The 16560-nt window shown below is 58.6% G+C and carries 15 protein-coding genes; 11 read left to right on the top strand and 4 right to left on the bottom strand.

Translation table 11 applies throughout. The features are described 5' to 3' along the window. Positions 1-3: 3 nt before the first annotated feature. From ACR0BT_RS00990 to ACR0BT_RS00970, 5 genes are all read left to right on the top strand, one after another. Positions 4-1788 carry a sodium:solute symporter family protein gene (locus ACR0BT_RS00990; protein ID WP_170393349.1) on the top strand — a complete coding sequence of 595 codons (1785 nt, stop codon included), beginning with the start codon at positions 4-6 and terminating at the stop codon, positions 1786-1788. A gap of 108 nt (positions 1789-1896) precedes the next feature. Next, positions 1897-3720, top strand: coding sequence for a putative nucleotidyltransferase substrate binding domain-containing protein (locus tag ACR0BT_RS00985; RefSeq protein ID WP_480762344.1), 1824 nt, complete (start codon positions 1897-1899; stop codon positions 3718-3720). Positions 3721-3747: 27 nt separating this feature from the next. Further along, positions 3748-4266: a hypothetical protein gene (locus tag ACR0BT_RS00980; protein ID WP_170393351.1), complete on the top strand. Its 519-nt coding sequence runs from the start codon at positions 3748-3750 to the stop codon at positions 4264-4266. Positions 4267-4268: 2 nt separating this feature from the next. Then, on the top strand, positions 4269-5681 hold the full coding sequence (locus ACR0BT_RS00975; RefSeq protein ID WP_480569316.1) for a 3'-5' exonuclease: 1413 nt from the start codon (positions 4269-4271) through the stop codon (positions 5679-5681). A gap of 86 nt (positions 5682-5767) precedes the next feature. Beyond that, positions 5768-6268, top strand: coding sequence for a flavin reductase family protein (locus ACR0BT_RS00970; RefSeq protein ID WP_170595890.1), 501 nt, complete (start codon positions 5768-5770; stop codon positions 6266-6268). On the opposite strand, the gene ACR0BT_RS00965 is transcribed toward ACR0BT_RS00970, so the two are convergent. Genes ACR0BT_RS00965 through ACR0BT_RS00955 form a run of 3 tightly spaced genes read right to left on the bottom strand, consistent with a single transcriptional unit; the run spans position 6265 to position 8497 of the window. Beyond that, the gene (locus tag ACR0BT_RS00965) at positions 6265-6744 is read right to left on the bottom strand and encodes a DUF6505 family protein (RefSeq protein WP_480762342.1); all 480 of its coding nucleotides are present in this window, start codon (positions 6742-6744) and stop codon (positions 6265-6267) included. The two genes, ACR0BT_RS00970 and ACR0BT_RS00965, sit on opposite strands and share 4 nt — an antisense overlap. Continuing rightward, positions 6741-7439: a biotin/lipoate--protein ligase family protein gene (locus ACR0BT_RS00960; protein WP_170510430.1), complete on the bottom strand. Its 699-nt coding sequence runs from the start codon at positions 7437-7439 to the stop codon at positions 6741-6743. Before ACR0BT_RS00960 ends, ACR0BT_RS00965 begins: the two co-directional genes overlap by 4 nt. Next, positions 7436-8497 carry an Mrp/NBP35 family ATP-binding protein gene (locus ACR0BT_RS00955; protein WP_480762341.1) on the bottom strand — a complete coding sequence of 354 codons (1062 nt, stop codon included), beginning with the start codon at positions 8495-8497 and terminating at the stop codon, positions 7436-7438. Before ACR0BT_RS00955 ends, ACR0BT_RS00960 begins: the two co-directional genes overlap by 4 nt. A 132-nt stretch (positions 8498-8629) precedes the next feature. Here ACR0BT_RS00955 and ACR0BT_RS00950 point away from each other — a divergent pair, with 132 nt between their 5' ends. Beyond that, a complete protein-coding gene (locus ACR0BT_RS00950) occupies positions 8630-9358 on the top strand; it encodes a hypothetical protein (protein ID WP_480762340.1) in 729 nt (242 codons plus the stop codon). Here the strand turns inward: ACR0BT_RS00950 and ACR0BT_RS00945 are convergent. After that, complete coding sequence (locus ACR0BT_RS00945; protein WP_480705722.1) at positions 9352-11307, bottom strand: 4Fe-4S binding protein; 1956 nt, start codon at positions 11305-11307, stop codon at positions 9352-9354. The two genes, ACR0BT_RS00950 and ACR0BT_RS00945, sit on opposite strands and share 7 nt — an antisense overlap. Positions 11308-11557: 250 nt before the next feature. On the opposite strand from ACR0BT_RS00945, the gene ACR0BT_RS00940 reads away from it, so the two are divergent. From ACR0BT_RS00940 to ACR0BT_RS00920, 5 genes are all read left to right on the top strand, one after another. Further along, positions 11558-12112: a DUF3305 domain-containing protein gene (locus tag ACR0BT_RS00940; RefSeq protein WP_170510438.1), complete on the top strand. Its 555-nt coding sequence runs from the start codon at positions 11558-11560 to the stop codon at positions 12110-12112. Beyond that, a complete protein-coding gene (locus tag ACR0BT_RS00935; protein WP_170626027.1) occupies positions 12109-12690 on the top strand; it encodes a DUF3306 domain-containing protein in 582 nt (193 codons plus the stop codon). The genes ACR0BT_RS00940 and ACR0BT_RS00935 overlap by 4 nt, the downstream gene beginning before the upstream one ends. 4 nt (positions 12691-12694) lie before the next feature. Beyond that, a complete protein-coding gene (locus tag ACR0BT_RS00930) occupies positions 12695-13306 on the top strand; it encodes a molecular chaperone TorD family protein (protein WP_170393360.1) in 612 nt (203 codons plus the stop codon). Between the two features lie 56 nt (positions 13307-13362). Continuing rightward, positions 13363-13551, top strand: coding sequence for a ubiquinol-cytochrome c reductase iron-sulfur subunit N-terminal domain-containing protein (locus tag ACR0BT_RS00925; protein ID WP_170393361.1), 189 nt, complete (start codon positions 13363-13365; stop codon positions 13549-13551). Positions 13552-13656: 105 nt separating this feature from the next. Next, positions 13657-16551 (top strand): formate dehydrogenase subunit alpha, encoded by a 2895-nt coding sequence (locus ACR0BT_RS00920; protein WP_480762338.1) that lies wholly within the window; start codon positions 13657-13659, stop codon positions 16549-16551. The last annotated feature ends 9 nt before the right edge of the window (positions 16552-16560 follow it).

The raw sequence follows: 16560 nt of genomic DNA, 5'->3' as shown, positions 1-16560 counted from the left end.
GGCATGGATCAGTTTACCATCAACCTGCTGTTTGTGGGCGCGTCTTTTGCGCTTTACATCGGCATCGCGATCTGGGCCCGTGCGGGTTCCACATCGGAATTCTATGCCGCCGGTCGCGGCGTTCACCCGGTCACCAACGGTATGGCGACAGCAGCGGACTGGATGTCTGCGGCCTCGTTCATCTCGATGGCGGGTCTGATTGCCTTTACCGGCTATGACAACTCGACCTTCCTGATGGGTTGGACCGGTGGCTACGTGCTGCTGGCCCTGCTGCTTGCGCCCTACCTGCGTAAGTTCGGCAAGTTCACCGTGTCGGAATTCATCGGCGATCGTTTCTACAGCCAGACCGCACGTATCGTTGCGGTGATCTGTCTGATCGTTGCGTCGGTGACCTACGTGATCGGTCAGATGACCGGTGTTGGCGTGGCCTTTGGCCGCTTCCTCGAAGTGTCCAACACCACTGGTCTGCTGATCGGTGCGGGCGTTGTGTTTGCCTACGCAGTGTTTGGTGGGATGAAGGGCGTGACCTACACTCAGGTCGCTCAGTACTGCGTGCTGATCACCGCTTATACCATCCCGGCCATCTTTATCTCGCTGCAGCTGACCGGCACACCTGTTCCAGCGCTGGGTCTGTTTGGTGACACCGCCAGCGGTGAACCCCTGCTGACCAAGCTGGACGCCATCGTGACCGAGTTGGGCTTCAACGACTACACGGCCCACCACTCGAATACGCTTAACATGGTGCTGTTCACCCTGTCGCTGATGATCGGTACTGCGGGTCTGCCGCACGTCATCATGCGCTTCTTCACCGTTCCCAAAGTGTCTGACGCACGTTGGTCGGCGGGCTGGGCGCTGGTCTTCATCGCTCTGCTGTACCTGACGGCTCCTGCTGTTGGTGCAATGGCGCGCCTGAACATCACCGACATGATGTGGCCCAATGGTGGCATCGAAGGTGGCGCTGTTTCGGTCGAGGAAATCGACAATGATCCGCGTTACGACTGGATGGCCACTTGGCAGAAAACCGGTCTGCTGGATTGGGAAGACAAGAACGGCGACGGCAAGATCCAGTACTACAACGACAAATCCGAGGCGATGACTGCAATCGCCGAAGAAAAAGGCTGGGTCGGTAACGAGCTGACCAAGTTCAACCGCGACATCCTGGTTCTGGCCAATCCTGAGATTGCCAACTTGCCAGGTTGGGTGATTGGTCTGGTCGCTGCTGGTGGTCTTGCGGCTGCTCTGTCAACCGCTGCGGGCCTGCTGCTGGCGATCTCGTCGGCTGTGTCCCATGACCTTGTCAAAGGTGCAATCAACCCGTCGATCTCTGAAAAGGGTGAACTTCTGGCGGCACGGATTGCAATGGCTGTAGCCATCGTCGTTGCAACCTATCTGGGTCTCAACCCTCCGGGCTTTGCGGCACAAACCGTGGCCTTGGCCTTTGGTCTGGCAGCAGCCTCGATCTTCCCGGCGCTGATGATGGGGATCTTCTCGACCCGCATCAACAACACCGGCGCGGTTGCAGGTATGCTGGCTGGTCTGACCGTAACCCTGGTCTACATCTTCCTGCATAAGGGCTGGCTGTTCATTCCAGGCACCAACTCGTTCACCGATGCTGATCCGCTTCTGGGTCCGATCAAGTCGACCTCGTTCGGTGCCATCGGTGCGATGATCAACTTCGGCGTCGCCTACGTCGTTGCCGGTATGACCAAAGAGACACCGCAGGAGATCAAAGATATGGTCGAAAGCATTCGCATTCCCCGTGGTGCGGGCGCAGCTCAGGATCACTGAGTGTGATGCGGTCGGCGGCTCTTGTCTTCGATCGCATCTTTCGACTTACTGTTCCCGCCCGGCACACCACCGGGCGGGATTTTTTATTCGGAACTCCGGAGAGCGTAAATGCCCCTGTCCCATGACGAAATCACCCGGTTTCTGAAGTCTGTACACCCCTATGACTCGTTGCCCCATGATGCTTTGGACGATCTGGCCAAGCAGATCGAAGTGCGCGAAGTCGATGCCGATGGCAGCATTTACCAGCTGGGCAACGCTCTGCCCGGCGTCTTTGTGATCTATGAAGGACAGGTAGAAATTACCGATGAAAACGGCGCTGTCGTTTCGCATCTGGGATTGCGCAATTCTTTTGGTGAGCGGGGATTGCTGAAGGACGGCAAAGCCGCCACACATGCGCGCGCGCACACGCCGTCAGTGTTGATCGTGTTGCCGCCAGACCTTGTGAAAAACCTGATCGAAGGTCACGATGTGGTGTCCAAGTTCTTTAACCGTTCACGCGGTGGGCGGAGCGGACCGCAAAGCCTGGCTACCAGTGCAATTGACGTGCTGATGGCTCGTGACCCTGCCACCTGCCCGCCCGATACTCCGGTTCAAAACGCTGCGCAGATCATGCGCGACCGCCATATCTCATCGCTTTGCGTGACCGAAGGGGACAGATTGTTGGGTATCGCAACCCTCCGCGATATTTCCGGCAAATACGTCGCCGAGGCGATGCCCGCTGACACCGCGGTTTCGGCGATCATGACCGCCGATCCAATCATTCTTGCCCCGACAGATATCGGCTCGGACGTATTACACGTGATGATGGAACGTGGCATCGGTCATATTCCAATTTCCGAGGCCGGTAAGCTGGTCGGAATCGTAACCCAAACCGACCTCACCCGCTATCAGGCGGTCAATTCTGCCGAGTTGGTAGGACGAATTGCCCGCGCCGACAGCCCGCAAGAGATGGCTCAAGTCACCGCTGAGATACCACAACTGCTGGTCCAACTCGTCGCGGGTGGCAACCGGCACGAGATCGTTACACGGCTGATCACCGACATCGCAGACACTGCGACGCGGCGGTTGCTGGCACTGGCTGAGGCTGAACTGGGTGCGCCGCCAGTGCCCTACTTGTGGCTTGCTTGCGGCTCGCAAGGACGGCAGGAACAGACCGGAGTTTCTGATCAGGACAATTGCCTGATGCTAGATGACAGTGTGGCGGTCGGTGATATGGCCTACTTCGCTGCGCTGGCCAAATTCGTCTCAGACGGGCTGGATACCTGCGGTTATTTCTATTGCCCCGGTGAAATGATGGCGACCAACCCTCGCTGGTGCCAGCCCGTGCGTGTCTGGCGCGAATATTTCAATGGCTGGATCGCCAAACCCAACCCTGAGGCGCAAATGCTGGCCTCGGTGATGTTTGACCTGCGGCCCATCGGAGGGTCCTTCGATCTGTTCACCGACCTGCAGGCCGATACGCTGGCGGCAGCCAATGCGAATTCGATCTTTGTCGCGCATATGATTTCGAACTCACTGAAACACACGCCTCCTCTGGGCCTGCTGCGTGGATTCGCCACCATACGTTCGGGTGAGCATCGCAATACGCTCGACCTCAAGCATAATGGCGTGGTGCCTATCGTGGATCTGGCACGCATCTACAGCCTGCAGGGACAATTAACCGAAGCGAACACCCGCGCCCGTCTTAGCGCCGCCGAGGCTGCGGGTGTGCTCAGCGCGTCTGGCGCACGCGATTTACTGGACGCATATGACCTGATCGCTGAGACCCGATTGGAACATCAAGTGCGTCTGGTCAAATCCGGGGATGCACCGGACAATTACCTGCCACCCGCTGAATTGTCGGACTTTGAGCGAAGTCATCTCCGCGATGCCTTTGTCGTGGTAAAAACCATGCAATCAGCGGTTGGCCATGGCAAAGGAATGCTGGGTTAAGAAACTGGAAATGAACGGAGAAATCACATGTTTCTGGAACTGATCGGCACGATTTTTGCAGGCTTTGCCTTTGCGGGTGTCGTGATGGTGGTGAACAAGCTGACCGGGGGCCGCTTGCCCAAATGGGCCGCGCCGGTTGCGGCAGGTGCGGGGATGATCGGTATGACGATTACCAGCGAGTATTCTTGGTATGACCGTACACGCGACCAACTGCCCGACAGCCTCACCATCGTGCAGGAGGTGGAAAGCCGCGCCTTTTATCGCCCTTGGACGTATGCCGTGCCCTTTGTCGACCGCTTTGCTGCGATCGACGCCACATCGGTACGCACCAATGCCAATTTGCCGGACGAGCGTCTGGTTGATCTTTACTTTTTTGGTCGCTGGGCACCGGTCTCGAAGATGCCGGTCGCTGTAAACTGCGCCGAAAACAGCCGCGCCAACCTGGCAGACGGGGCCGAATTCGCCGATGACGGACGTTTGCTGAACGCCAGCTGGATCAAGATCGACGCTGAAGATCCGGTAATCGAGGCAACCTGCGGGGTCTGACTATGTTGAACCATCTGAGCCTGCGCCTGAGGGTGTTCCTGTTCTTCCTATTACTTGCGGCAGGAGGGCTGATCATCAGCACCCTGGCTTTGTGGGTCGGTTATCAGAGGGCAAGTGATCCCGCGCTTATGGATGCGTTCATCTTCGCAGAGATACTGATCGCGTTTGGAATGTTGGCGCTGGTTGCCGGAGTCTGGCTTCTTTTTGATGATAACGTTGCAAAACCAATCGAGCGGCTCTCGGCCCAACTCCGGGCGCGCGCACACGCCGGGGTCAGCACGGATCTGGACCTTCAGGCGGCGCGCTATTTGGGCGATCTGGCCCCCGCCGCCGCTGGACTGGCCGAACAACTGGCTGCCAACGCCATGACCACGGCTGAGGCCGTGGCCGCGGAAACGGCCCATCTGGCCTCGGAAAAACAACGTCTAACGGCGCTGCTGACCGAGATTCCGGTTGCAATGCTTTTAGCCGGACCGAAGCATCAGATCGTTCTATATGACGCGCAGGCGGCTGAGGTTCTGGCACAGATCGCACATCCCCGGTTGAACGCGTCGCTGTTTGACTATCTCGAAGCGACGGGCCTGACGGATTCTTATGCGAAGCTGGTCAAGACCGGGAAAGACGTCCATTGCACGCTGACCAGTGTTGATGGGCGGCAATCCTATTCGGCCCGTATGAAACCCTTGGGCGATGCCCCTGGTTACATGCTGGTTTTCGATGACAGTGCTGCGCAGATCGACCCCGACGCGGCCCGCCCGCTGGTTTACGATTTCGAACTTCTCGACACACCCGGTGATGACGCGTTTGAAGATAGACCCCTGTTGGACCTCTGCTTCGTAGTCTTTGACACCGAAACCACGGGCCTGCTCCCGCATAAGGATGAGATCGTACAGATCGGTGCGGTACGCGTCGTAAAGGGTAAGATCGTCGAAGGCGAACGGCTTGATACCCTGGTCGACCCCGGCATCCCGATCCCCCCAGCTTCAACCAAAGTGCATAAGGTCAGCGACCGGATGGTTCAAGGTGCGCCTGATATTGCCGAGGCCGGTCGCAGCTTTCACCAATTTGCCCGGGATGCCGTCATTGTTGCCCATAACGCACCATTCGACATGGCTTTCCTGCGCCGCCATGCCGAGCGTATGGGGGTGGAATGGAGCCACCCCATTCTGGATACGGTCCTGCTGTCGGCGGTGCTGTTCGGGGCAAGCGAAACGCATACGCTGGACGCTGTCTGCGAACGGCTTGGCATAACAATTCCCGAAGCCCTGCGTCACACGGCCTTGGGTGATGCCGTCGCGACCGCCGAAGTGCTGGTTCGGATGCTACCGATGCTTACGGCCCGTAATTTGGTGACCTTTGGCGACGTCATCGCCGAGACTCGCAAACACGGACGGTTGCTTGAAGACCTGAACTGACCAGAAATTCCTAAAATCACCGCAGCTTTCCGTGGACAATCCCGGCGTCGCGTGGCACCTGAGACAGGCCCATGTACGAGCGCGCGATGACGGAAAAAACTTTCATTCCCAGCCCCGAGCAAAGCCTTGCCTTTCGCGAGGCCCTGGGCTGTTTCGGCACCGGCGTCACCGTTGTGACCACAAATACCTCCGAGGGCCCCGCAGCAATCACGGTGAACTCATTTGCGTCTGTATCGCTGGACCCGCCGCTGGTCCTGTGGTGTCTTGATCGGGATTCGAACCGGTACGACGCGTTCCACAACTGCGAACATTACGCGATCCACGTAATGGCGCAGGACCAGCACGACCAAGCATTGCAATTCGCGCGAAACGGGTTCGATTTTTCCCATGCGGATTGGCAGGAGGATGACGCGGGGCGCCCCCGACTTGCGGAATGCCTCGCCCGCTTCGATTGCCGCCTGTCGGCCCGTCATGAGGCAGGTGACCACCTGATCCTTGTTGGTCATGTTGAACAGGTCATGCATCGCCCAGGTCAGGGGCTGATCTTCAAGCGCGGACAATTCGGCGGCTTCGCCGATCTGATCTAATCGTCCAGCGAGCCGTGGACGGCCAACGCTTCAAGTTGCGTCTCTTGCGGGGTGATCACGCGGAATGCCTCGTGCACCCCTGCCCCCGTCAGCTCTCGGGCGATGGTCAGCAATGTGTTCGGGGCATGATCTTCGCACAGCTCGGACATATGTGAGACTTCGGCCTGCGCCACTTCTAACGCGGCTTCAACCGAAGGCGCGCCGTAGAATTGCACGAAATGCTCGGCCAGATATTGCGTGATCTGGTCAATCTCGGCCTGCTCGACTTGTGTGACGGCAACAAATGTAACGCGCCCGAAGGTTTCAAGCCCCAGCCATCCATTGGCAAAGGCCTGACGCGCCTTGCCTTCCAGATCAGCCTCACTCCAGTTCGAAAACTCGAATCCGCCCGAGATGCACCATTCACCGGTTCTTGCGGGTGAATGAAACACGTTCATATCGCTTTCATCAAAATGGATAGCACGGGCGAGTTTCATCTGGCGGTCTCCAATAATTCTGTCAGCGGGCGTAAATGTGTGTCCGCGCCGTCGCGGATCAGCATACCGAAGCGCTCGTCGGTGCCCAGAAAGACACCCCCTTCTCCAATAGGTTCTCCGACACCGCGCAGCAGCCCCATCCACTCTGCGTGAAGCGGCGCGTTACCGTCCTCGTTCCAGCGGTTCAACCAGGTCAACATGTGACGCGACCAGCTCTCGACCAACTGCGTCGCAGAAACCTCGGCGCATCCTTCATCATAGAGCGAGGTAACATCCGGTGTTTCCCCTGGTGCATCGCTGGTTTGAAGCAAGGCCAGTTCCCAACCAACGATCAGCCAATCGGGAACCTCATCCACCTCGGCAGACGACGCTGCAACTTTTATTGTCCCACATTTTGCACCGTTTACACAGATCAGCCCATCCCAACCCAAGTGCACCGCGACCTCGGGTGGGGCCAGCGCGCCCAGCGCATTCTGGAACCCGACAGCACAAAGCGGCAGCATCGCCATAGCATCCCGCAACGGAACCTCGGGCGCGAATACTATCGCAACGCGCAGACGATCCGCCTGAATATTGTGGACCACAGTTCCCGCGTCACAGCCCAGCGCTGCCATGGCCTGGGCCCGCTCGAACGGGTCTTCGCCGGCCTTGGCAGGTTGCCCTTTGAGCAATGGGGGAAAGACCGGCTGGGTCACGCTTTGTCCTTGGCAATCATGTCGCGGGCGATCTTGCGGAAGGCTTCGGCTTGCGGGCTGTCAGGTTTGCTGACAACGATGGGGGCACCCCCGTCGGCGGCAACTCGGATATCCAGATGCAGCGGAATTTCCCCTAGCAATGGCACGCCCAGCGCCTCGGCTTCTGAGGCAACACCGCCATGGCCAAAGACATGTTCTTCGTGTCCGCAATTCGAGCAAATATGCGTCGACATATTTTCGATCATCCCAACAATGGGCGTCTTGAGCTGGTTGAACATATCGATCCCCTTGCGGGCGTCGATCAAAGCAACATCCTGTGGGGTTGAGACGACAATGGCTCCATCCACCTGAAACTTTTGGCTCAGCGTCAGTTGCACATCGCCGGTTCCGGGGGGCAGATCAACGATCAACACATCCAATGCGCCCCATTGCACCTGACTCATCATCTGCTGCAAGGCGCCCATCAGCATGGGGCCGCGCCAGACAACCGCCTGCCCTTCGTTGGTCATTAACCCCATCGACATCATGGTGACACCGTGATTGCGCAGCGGTAGGATCGTCTTGCCATCTGGGCTGGCCGGTCGCCCCGACACGCCCAGCATCCGGGGTTGTGAAGGGCCATATACGTCTGCGTCCAACAGGCCTACGCGACGGCCTTCAGCAGCCAGCGCGCAGGCAAGGTTGGCCGACACGGTGGACTTGCCCACGCCACCCTTGCCCGACGCAATCGCGATGATCCGGTCCACACCGGGAACGGCCTGCGGTCCGGTTTGCGAGGGCTTTGGCTTGGGCTTCAAATCAGGCGGCGCCTTGTCCGAATGCGCGGTCAACATTGCCGAGACCTTTGAAACACCATCAACCATCTGCGCCGCCTGTTCGGCTGTGGCGCGAACGGGCTCCATCTTCTCGGCCTGTTTGGGATCGATCTCCAGCACAAACCGAACGGTATCGCCTTCAACATTCAATGCACGCACGATACCCGCGCTCACAATATCCTGACCAGAAACCGGATCGGTAATCTTCTTCAAGTTCGCTAGAACTGCATCACGGATGCTCATGCCGTATTCCCCTTGATCCGCCCCACGCTGGGCGCCTTGCGTATCGACAGAATATAGTCGCCGCTCATTGCATGTGTCTCCGTCTCATTTTGTACATTTGACGCATCGGGTCAGCCGCCGTTAGGCTTAACCATGCGCTTTGTCCTGTTGTGCCTGAGCCTGACGCTCACCGCCACCCCCTCTTGGTCGCAAGAGGCATTGGGCCTTGCCGCCCCGGATGAGGTGACAAACTCAGGTCTTTTGCAACATATTCTTCCGCGCTTTTCTCTCAAGACCGGAATACGTGTTGTTGCGGATGAAAGCGGCGTCATGTCACTGGCCCCGAGTTCGCCCGGCGATCCGGTCTTTGCCCGTGACGGGGTGGTCTATCATCTACGAATCGACGACAGCGCCAAGCAGGTAAGGTTTCGTGAATGGCTACTTTCCGACATTGGCAGACGGACGGTTGAAAACTTCATCCCCGACGAGGGCACGCCCTTTAGCGCAAGTTTCGAAACTGCCACTGTTACCAAAGAGGTCGTGGTCGACGGAAACGCGCTGCTTGGCGAAGAACTGTCGATGACCCATTGTGGCCGGTGCCACGTAATTGGCCCAAAGAATCGGATGAACGGGCTGGGTTCGACCCCGTCTTTCGCAGTGCTGCGCGCAATGCCCGACTGGTCGGAACGGTTTCAGGCGTTCTTTGCCCTGAACCCACACCCAGCTTTCACGCAGATCGAGGGCGTCACCGAACCTTTCCCGCCCGAGCGTCCCTCGCCGATCCATCCGGTCGAGATGAGCCTGGATGACCTCGAAGCAATTCTGGCTTTCGTGACCGCCATGCGCGCCGCCGATCTGGGCGCGCCACTGCAACTTCAGTGATCCTTGCGCTTTGAAAGGTAATCATCCGTTGTGACAACCCGTGGTCTGGGGGCGGATTGAAATGGATTGTCAGCGCTATGGAACTGGGCGTTCACCCGGCAATTGTCGCACATCTGGATCATCCGCGCCTGATCCGAGGTCGCGAACATCGGATGTGTGCCCGACAACTTTTCCATGATCCGCTCAACCGTTGATTTAACGCCAAACGCTGCGCCGCATTCGACGCATTCAAAGGGTTCCTCTTCATTCAGCACCTGTTGTGACAGCGCTTGGTCGCTCAGATCAAGCTGGGGCACTAGTGTGATCGCCTGTTCTGGGCAGATCGTTCGGCAAATCCCGCATTGCAGGCAGGCGTCCTGCTGGAAATTCAACTGCGGCTTGTCCGGGTTATCGATCAGCGCCCCCGATGGGCAAAGGGACACGCAACTCAGGCACAATGTACAGGTGTCGGTATTCACTGCAATCGCGCCATAAGGCGCGCCCTCGGGCAAGGCCAGCGGCACCTCGACCTCCGGGTTCAAAGCTTGCGCCGCCAGACGCGCTATTTGACGACGATTACCCAGTGGAAGCACCGGATCAGCCAATGGCTGCGGAACATTCTGCGCATAAAGCAGATCTGCCAGCGCATCCGGGTCGGTTTCATCAATCAGACTCAGCGCGTCGTGCACTTCGATAGCCCGAGCCAGCTCTAATTCACGATCAAGCGCGTCCCGTTCGGTCTTAGGGCTAATCAGGATATCGGCGCGCGCAAAGCCATGCGCCAGCGCTGCGAGCATCTCGGCATGTCCAAAGCCCGAAACCACATTCAGCTCCAGCGGAATGACATCCGCTGGCAGTCCCCGTCCAAACCGGGCCGCCATCCGGATCATCTGCGCCCCATGGGCGTCGTGCACCAGTAATCGCGGTGCAACGCCGCCCGCGCGCCGGAAGGTCCGGGCCAGTATGTGCATCCGCGACAATACCGCCGAGACCGGAGGGTCTTCATATGTAATGGCAGTCGACGGGCACAACGCCGAACACTCACCGCACCCAGCGCAAATCATCGGATCAATGGCTACATGATCGCCAGCCGGTGTGATCGCACCGGTCGGGCAGACGTCCAGACAGTTTGAACACCCCGTTTGTTCCGCTCGCGAATGGGCGCAAAGCGTCTCATCCAATCGGACATAGAGCGGTTTTTCAAAAGTCCCGACCAGTTGCACCGCTTCAAAAGCAAGACGCGCGACGGCCACCGCATCGCGAGGATCAGCGCGCAAGTACCCCTCGCGCTTTTCGGGGGCATTAACCAAAGGTGTTGCTCCGGTCAGATCAACAACAATGTCGCAACGCGACGTTGCACCGTCACGGGGTGCGCTCCAACCAAATTCTCCGCGTCCGCCGGGATCTAGTTGCTGCACCTGATCCAGATGCCAAACAAATCCGCCCAGCGCGCCGGTCAGTCTGCGTATTCGTGCGCGCGCAACGTCATAGTTGCGGCTTAGCGGTTCTGCATCGTCAACCAAAAGCACAGTCACGGCCAACACAGCGGACAGCTGTTCGGCCAACGGAAAGACAACCTCTCCGGGCCCCAAAATACAGCAGGTTCCTTCACTGATGACATCGAAACTTGGGGTCACTGGCTGCGGCAGTAATGCCTCAGCCGCGAGCGCAGCCATTTTGGGGGTTGCATCGGTACCCTGTTCGGACCAGCCAGCCCGGTCGCGCAGATCGACAAATCCGGGCGCTTCAACACCCAGTTCCTCGGCAAGCTCGCTAAAAACTGCACTTTCCTGAGCGCAGGCAAACACCACCTGCTCATCGCCCGTCATCAACTCGGCGGCAGTTTGAATCTGGCGCGTACAAAGGGCGGTATGCACCTTCGAGCACTCCGTATCGCAGGCTGCAGAAATACCATCTGCGTTCAGGGACTGCGTCCCCTCGCAATCACACAATATGAGCTTGCTGGCCATTTCCCCTCCCGACGCTGCGTTCTGCCCCATCAGCAGCTTAGACCCAATCCGCGCCGAGGCAATGCGAAGCATCAGAGAAAATCCCGATATGTGCATTATTTTTCATCACAAATCGCCATCAAAACCTGAAGTTAGAAATAAACTCTAAGTGAATGTCTCATATTAGGCGAAACTAGACTTGGCAGGTCGCCAATTTATGTAACATAGTACATCAATGGAAGGCAGGGGAGAGCCTTCCGGGGAGGAGCCAGTGGCCAAGGCCGCAAGCCGGACTGAAATGACAATTGGCGTCGTCGTGCGCAGAACACCCGGGGTGACACGCTGGGCGCGTTGGAACTGGCGCGCGGTCGCTGTTTTGCCAGGTGCAGGGCCTGCCGACTGGCAAGAGTTGCGACGTGAAGGTGAGGCCATCGAATACCATGCAGCCACCCTGCCCCTCACCCTCTGGGCCGATGAAACCGAAGCCTACATGGTCAACCTGTCGGACGGTCAACCTTCGCTGTACCTGGTTTTGCGGGATGAGCTGAAAGGCGAAACACCCCTAAATGCCGTATTGATCACCGCCTCACCGTTCGAGGGGCAGGATTATGCGGATACCGGCGAAGAGATCGTTGAGAAGATTCCGATGACCGAAGGGTTGATTGCATGGCTCCGCGATTTCACCCTGCAGCATCATCAGGACGAGGTGTTCATAAAACGTAAACGGGACAAGAAACGCACCGATCTGGTGGAAGACGGCAAGGGCGATGCACGAATCCGGCAGGATTCAGATGTCTACCGGGCTCCGCGTCGGGTGCTGCAATGACCCAGGCCCGCGATTTCTGGTCCCGCCGCAAGGCCGCCGTTCAGGCCGAGACCGAAGCAGAAGCTTTGGCCGCAGAGGAACAGATCATCACAACGCGGCAAGCTGAGCTGGAGGAAAAAAGCGACGCCGAAATTCTGGCCGAGTTTGATCTGCCCGATCCCGATACGCTGGAAGCCGGCGATGATGTCTCGGGCTTCATGGCCAAAGCTGTACCTGACCGTTTGCGCCGCCGCGCCTTGCGGCGCCTATGGCGGTTGAATCCTGTTCTGGCCAATGTCGACGGGCTGGTCGATTACGGCGAGGATTATACCGATGCGGCCTGCGTGATTGAGAACATCCAGACCGCGTATCAGGTTGGCAAGGGTATGTTGGCGCATGTCGAAGCGCTCGCCGCCGAGGCAGAAATGTCCGAAGCAGAAACAGAAGCTGACATGCCCGAGGCGATCGAGTCAGGTGAAGAACCGATCAACGCCGTCGAACCAGAACCGGAAGCCCCACAGATGGTTGAAATGGAAGAGCCAGAGGAAATCGAACTCACCCCTGCTCCACGCCGTATGAAATTCGAATTCGAAGGATAACTCTATGACCGCAGACAACGCGCAAACATTGGATATCTCAACTGAGGATCGTCTGCGTGCGGATTTCTATAATTTTCTTGGCCTGCTATTGGCCGGTCCACCCGATCAGTTGCTTTTGGATCAGATGGCCGGGCTAAGCGGTGATGACTCGGATCTAGGTCAGGCCATTCAGGCAATGGCACGGGTGGCCAAGGTGACCAAGCCTGCCGCCGCAGAGCGCGAATTCAACGCACTGTTCATCGGATTGGGCCGAGGCGAACTGCTGCCTTATGCCTCTTTCTACCTGACGGGCTTTCTGAACGAAAAACCCCTAGCGCAGCTGCGCAATGACATGGCCGCGCGGGGCATCACCCGGGCGCAGAATGTTTATGAACCCGAAGACAACATCGCCTCGCTAATGGAAATGATGGCGGGCATGATCGTCGGTCGGTTCGGCGCGCCCGCCACGCTGGAAGATCAAAAGGCGTTCTGGAGCAAACATATCGGGCCCTGGGCCGCGCATTTCTATTCGGATTTGGAAGGTGCCGAGAACTCGGTTCTCTACGCCTCGGTCGGCACGGCTGGTCGGGTGTTCATGGAGATCGAACGTGAAGCCTTTCGAATGACGGCGGCCTAGCCCGCCACTCGCCGGTGCCTTTAGGCACCAAACCGCAATTGGGACAGGAGGAGCCCATGAGCAAGACCAAGGAAGAAGGCGCAACCCGCCGCGACTTCCTGAAACTGGCCGGAACCGCAGCGCCCGCTGCTGTAGCCGCCGCCAGCCTGTCTGGGAAAGCCGAAGCAGCCGAACTGCCGACGGACGAAACCCGGATGCAGGACACCGCGCATACGCGCGCATACCTCGACAGCGCCCGGTTCTGACCCGGACGTAGTCATACCCGACAGACGGTTGCGATTGGCCCTGACGTCGGTTTCGCGAAGTACCAAGCCAGCCATGGGTTACATGGCCAGCAAGGGAGGAAAGAAATGCTTAGGAAAAAGACCAACGGGGTTGCGAGACGCCCCCAGCGGACAAGTATCCTGTCCCAGGTCGGCGAGAAAACCGTCGATCGCCGCGCATTCTTGCGTGGCTCGGGCCTGACGATCGGAGGCCTTGCCGCGATCAGCGCCACGGGTGGAACCGTGACGCCCGCCAGTGCCCAGACAGCGGCAAACACCGCCGTTGAGAATATCAAATCCGTATGCACTCACTGCTCGGTCGGCTGCACGGTCGTTGCCGAGGTACAGAACGGAGTCTGGATCGGGCAAGAACCTGGCTGGGACAGCCCATTCAATCTGGGTGCACACTGCGCCAAGGGGGCCTCGGTCCGCGAGCACGCCCATGGCGAGCGCCGCCTGAAATATCCGATGAAAAAGGAAGGTGGCGAGTGGAAGCGCATCAGCTGGGAAGAGGCGATCAACGAGATCGGCGATGGCATGATGAGCATCCGCGAAGAATCCGGGCCGGACAGCGTGTACTGGCTGGGGTCTGCGAAGCACAATAACGAACAGGCCTATCTGTTCCGCAAGTTCGCCGCCTACTGGGGCACGAACAACGTGGACCATCAGGCCCGTATCTGCCACTCGACCACTGTTGCGGGTGTTGCGAATACATGGGGCTACGGCGCCATGACCAATTCGTACAACGACATGCACAACAGCCGGGCCATCTTCATCATCGGTGGTAACCCGGCCGAGGCGCACCCCGTCTCGCTGCTGCATATCCTGCGCGCGAAAGAGCAGAACAATGCGCCTTTAATCGTCTGCGACCCGCGCTTTACGCGCACCGCGGCCCATGCGGATGAATATGTCCGCTTCCGCCCCGGTACGGACGTCGCTCTGATCTGGGGTATCCTGTGGCACATCTTCGACAACGGCTGGGAGGACAAAGAGTTCATCCGCACCCGTGTCTGGGGCATGGACCAGATCCGCGAAGAGGTTGCCAAGTGGAACCCGGATGAGGTTGAGCGCGTCACTGGTACGCCCGGCTCGCAGCTGCGCCGCGTCGCACGGACCATGGTGAACAACCGCCCCGGTACCGTTGTATGGTGCATGGGTGGTACGCAGCACACCAACGGCAACAACAACACTCGCGCCTACTGCGTGCTTCAGCTTGCGCTTGGCAACATGGGCACCTCGGGTGGTGGCACCAACATCTTCCGCGGCCATGACAACGTGCAAGGCGCGACAGACCTTGGTGTTCTGTCCCATACCCTGCCCGGCTACTATGGCTTGTCAAAAGGCGCATGGGGTCACTGGGCCCGTGTCTGGGGTGAAGAGCCCGAGTGGCTTGCAGGCCAGTTCGCCACGATCAAAGACAAGGAAGGCAAGGATAAACCGCTGCAGAATGAGCGCGGCATCCCGGTCTCCCGCTGGATCGACGGTGTTCTCGAAGATCCGGCCAACATGGATCAGGACAACAACGTCCGCGCCATGGTTCTGTGGGGCCACGCGCCCAACTCGCAGACCCGGATGACGGAAATGAAGACGGCGATGGAGAAGCTGGACATGCTGGTCGTGATCGACCCGTATCCCACCGTCTCGGCCGTGCTGCATGACCGCACCGATGGCGTCTATCTGCTGCCCGCCTGTACGCAGTTCGAAACCCGTGGCTCGGTCACGGCCTCGAACCGATCGCTGCAGTGGCGGGACCGCGTGGTCGAACCTCTGTTCGAAAGCCTGCCGGACGAGGTCATCATGGCCAAGTTCGCCAACAAGTTCGGCTGGGCGGATCGGTTCTTCCGCAATATAGAGATGGAAGATCCCGAAACCCCGAATGTTGAAAGCATCACGCGTGAGTTCAACTCGGGCCTCTGGACCATCGGCTATACCGGTCAGTCGCCGGAACGTCTGAAAAGCCATATGGCCAACCAGCACACGTTCGACAGAACCACGCTGCAAGCCATCGGTGGACCAAACGACGGCGAATATTACGGTCTGCCCTGGCCCTGCTGGGGAACGGCTGAGATGGGTCATACGGGGACACCAAACCTGTATGATATGTCCAAACCGGTGGCCGAAGGTGGCCTGACCTTCCGCGCCCGTTTCGGAGTGGAACGTGACGGCGACAACCTGCTGGCCGAAGGGGTCTATAGCGTTGGTTCGGAAATTCAGGATGGTTATCCGGAATTCACGATGCAGATGCTGATGGACCTTGGCTGGGACGGTGACCTGACGGCTGAGGAACGTGCGGCCATCGACGCCGTAGCGGGACCAGAGACCAACTGGAAAACCGACCTTAGCGGCGGTATCCAGCGGGTCGCGATTGCCCATGGCTGTGCGCCCTTCGGGAACGCAAAGGCACGCGCGGTCGTATGGACCTTCCCGGATCCGATCCCACTGCACCGCGAGCCGCTCTATACAAACCGGCGCGATCTGGTGGAGGACTATCCAACCTACGATGACCGTCAGGCCTATCGTCTACCTACCCTTTATGCGTCGATCCAAAAGAACGACTTTTCAAAGGATTACCCGATAATCCTCACGTCTGGTCGTCTGGTCGAGTATGAGGGCGGCGGGGATGAGACACGGTCAAATCCGTGGCTGGCCGAGCTTCAGCAGGATATGTTCGTCGAGATCAATCCGCGCGATGCCAACAACCTTGGTATTCGGGACGGATCACAGGTCTGGGTCGAAGGTCCTGAGGGCGGCAAGGTCAAGGTGATGGCGATGCTGACCAACAGGGTTGGTGCCGGTGTCGCCTTCATGCCTTTCCACTTTGGCGGCCACTTCCAGGGCGAAGACCAGCGGCACAAATATCCCGCCGGCGCTGACCCTTATGTGCTGGGTGAAAGTACCAACACAGCCCAGACCTATGGCTATGATTCAGTGACCCAGATGCAAGAGACCAAGTGTACTCTCTGCAAGATCTGGGCAGCGTAAGGAGGACGA

Source organism: Ruegeria sp. CJ6, assembly GCF_056536665.1.
The sequence above is the reverse complement of the archived record's forward strand: the minus strand, read 5'-3'. Positions and strand labels throughout refer to the sequence as shown.

Excerpts from the sequence above, each read along its gene's own strand:
- ACR0BT_RS00920 (WP_480762338.1), top strand. The coding sequence starts at position 13,657 with ATGCTTAGGAAAAAGACCAACGGGGTTGCGAGACGCCCCCAGCGGACA.
- ACR0BT_RS00980 (WP_170393351.1), top strand. The coding sequence starts at position 3,748 with ATGTTTCTGGAACTGATCGGCACGATTTTTGCAGGCTTTGCCTTTGCG.
- ACR0BT_RS00970 (WP_170595890.1), top strand. The coding sequence starts at position 5,768 with ATGACGGAAAAAACTTTCATTCCCAGCCCCGAGCAAAGCCTTGCCTTT.
- ACR0BT_RS00945 (WP_480705722.1), bottom strand. The coding sequence starts at position 11,307 with ATGGCCAGCAAGCTCATATTGTGTGATTGCGAGGGGACGCAGTCCCTG.
- ACR0BT_RS00930 (WP_170393360.1), top strand. The coding sequence starts at position 12,695 with ATGACCGCAGACAACGCGCAAACATTGGATATCTCAACTGAGGATCGT.
- ACR0BT_RS00925 (WP_170393361.1), top strand. The coding sequence starts at position 13,363 with ATGAGCAAGACCAAGGAAGAAGGCGCAACCCGCCGCGACTTCCTGAAA.
- ACR0BT_RS00990 (WP_170393349.1), top strand. The coding sequence starts at position 4 with ATGGATCAGTTTACCATCAACCTGCTGTTTGTGGGCGCGTCTTTTGCG.
- ACR0BT_RS00985 (WP_480762344.1), top strand. The coding sequence starts at position 1,897 with ATGCCCCTGTCCCATGACGAAATCACCCGGTTTCTGAAGTCTGTACAC.
- ACR0BT_RS00935 (WP_170626027.1), top strand. The coding sequence starts at position 12,109 with ATGACCCAGGCCCGCGATTTCTGGTCCCGCCGCAAGGCCGCCGTTCAG.
- ACR0BT_RS00965 (WP_480762342.1), bottom strand. The coding sequence starts at position 6,744 with ATGAAACTCGCCCGTGCTATCCATTTTGATGAAAGCGATATGAACGTG.
- ACR0BT_RS00955 (WP_480762341.1), bottom strand. The coding sequence starts at position 8,497 with ATGAGCATCCGTGATGCAGTTCTAGCGAACTTGAAGAAGATTACCGAT.
- ACR0BT_RS00950 (WP_480762340.1), top strand. The coding sequence starts at position 8,630 with ATGCGCTTTGTCCTGTTGTGCCTGAGCCTGACGCTCACCGCCACCCCC.
- ACR0BT_RS00975 (WP_480569316.1), top strand. The coding sequence starts at position 4,269 with ATGTTGAACCATCTGAGCCTGCGCCTGAGGGTGTTCCTGTTCTTCCTA.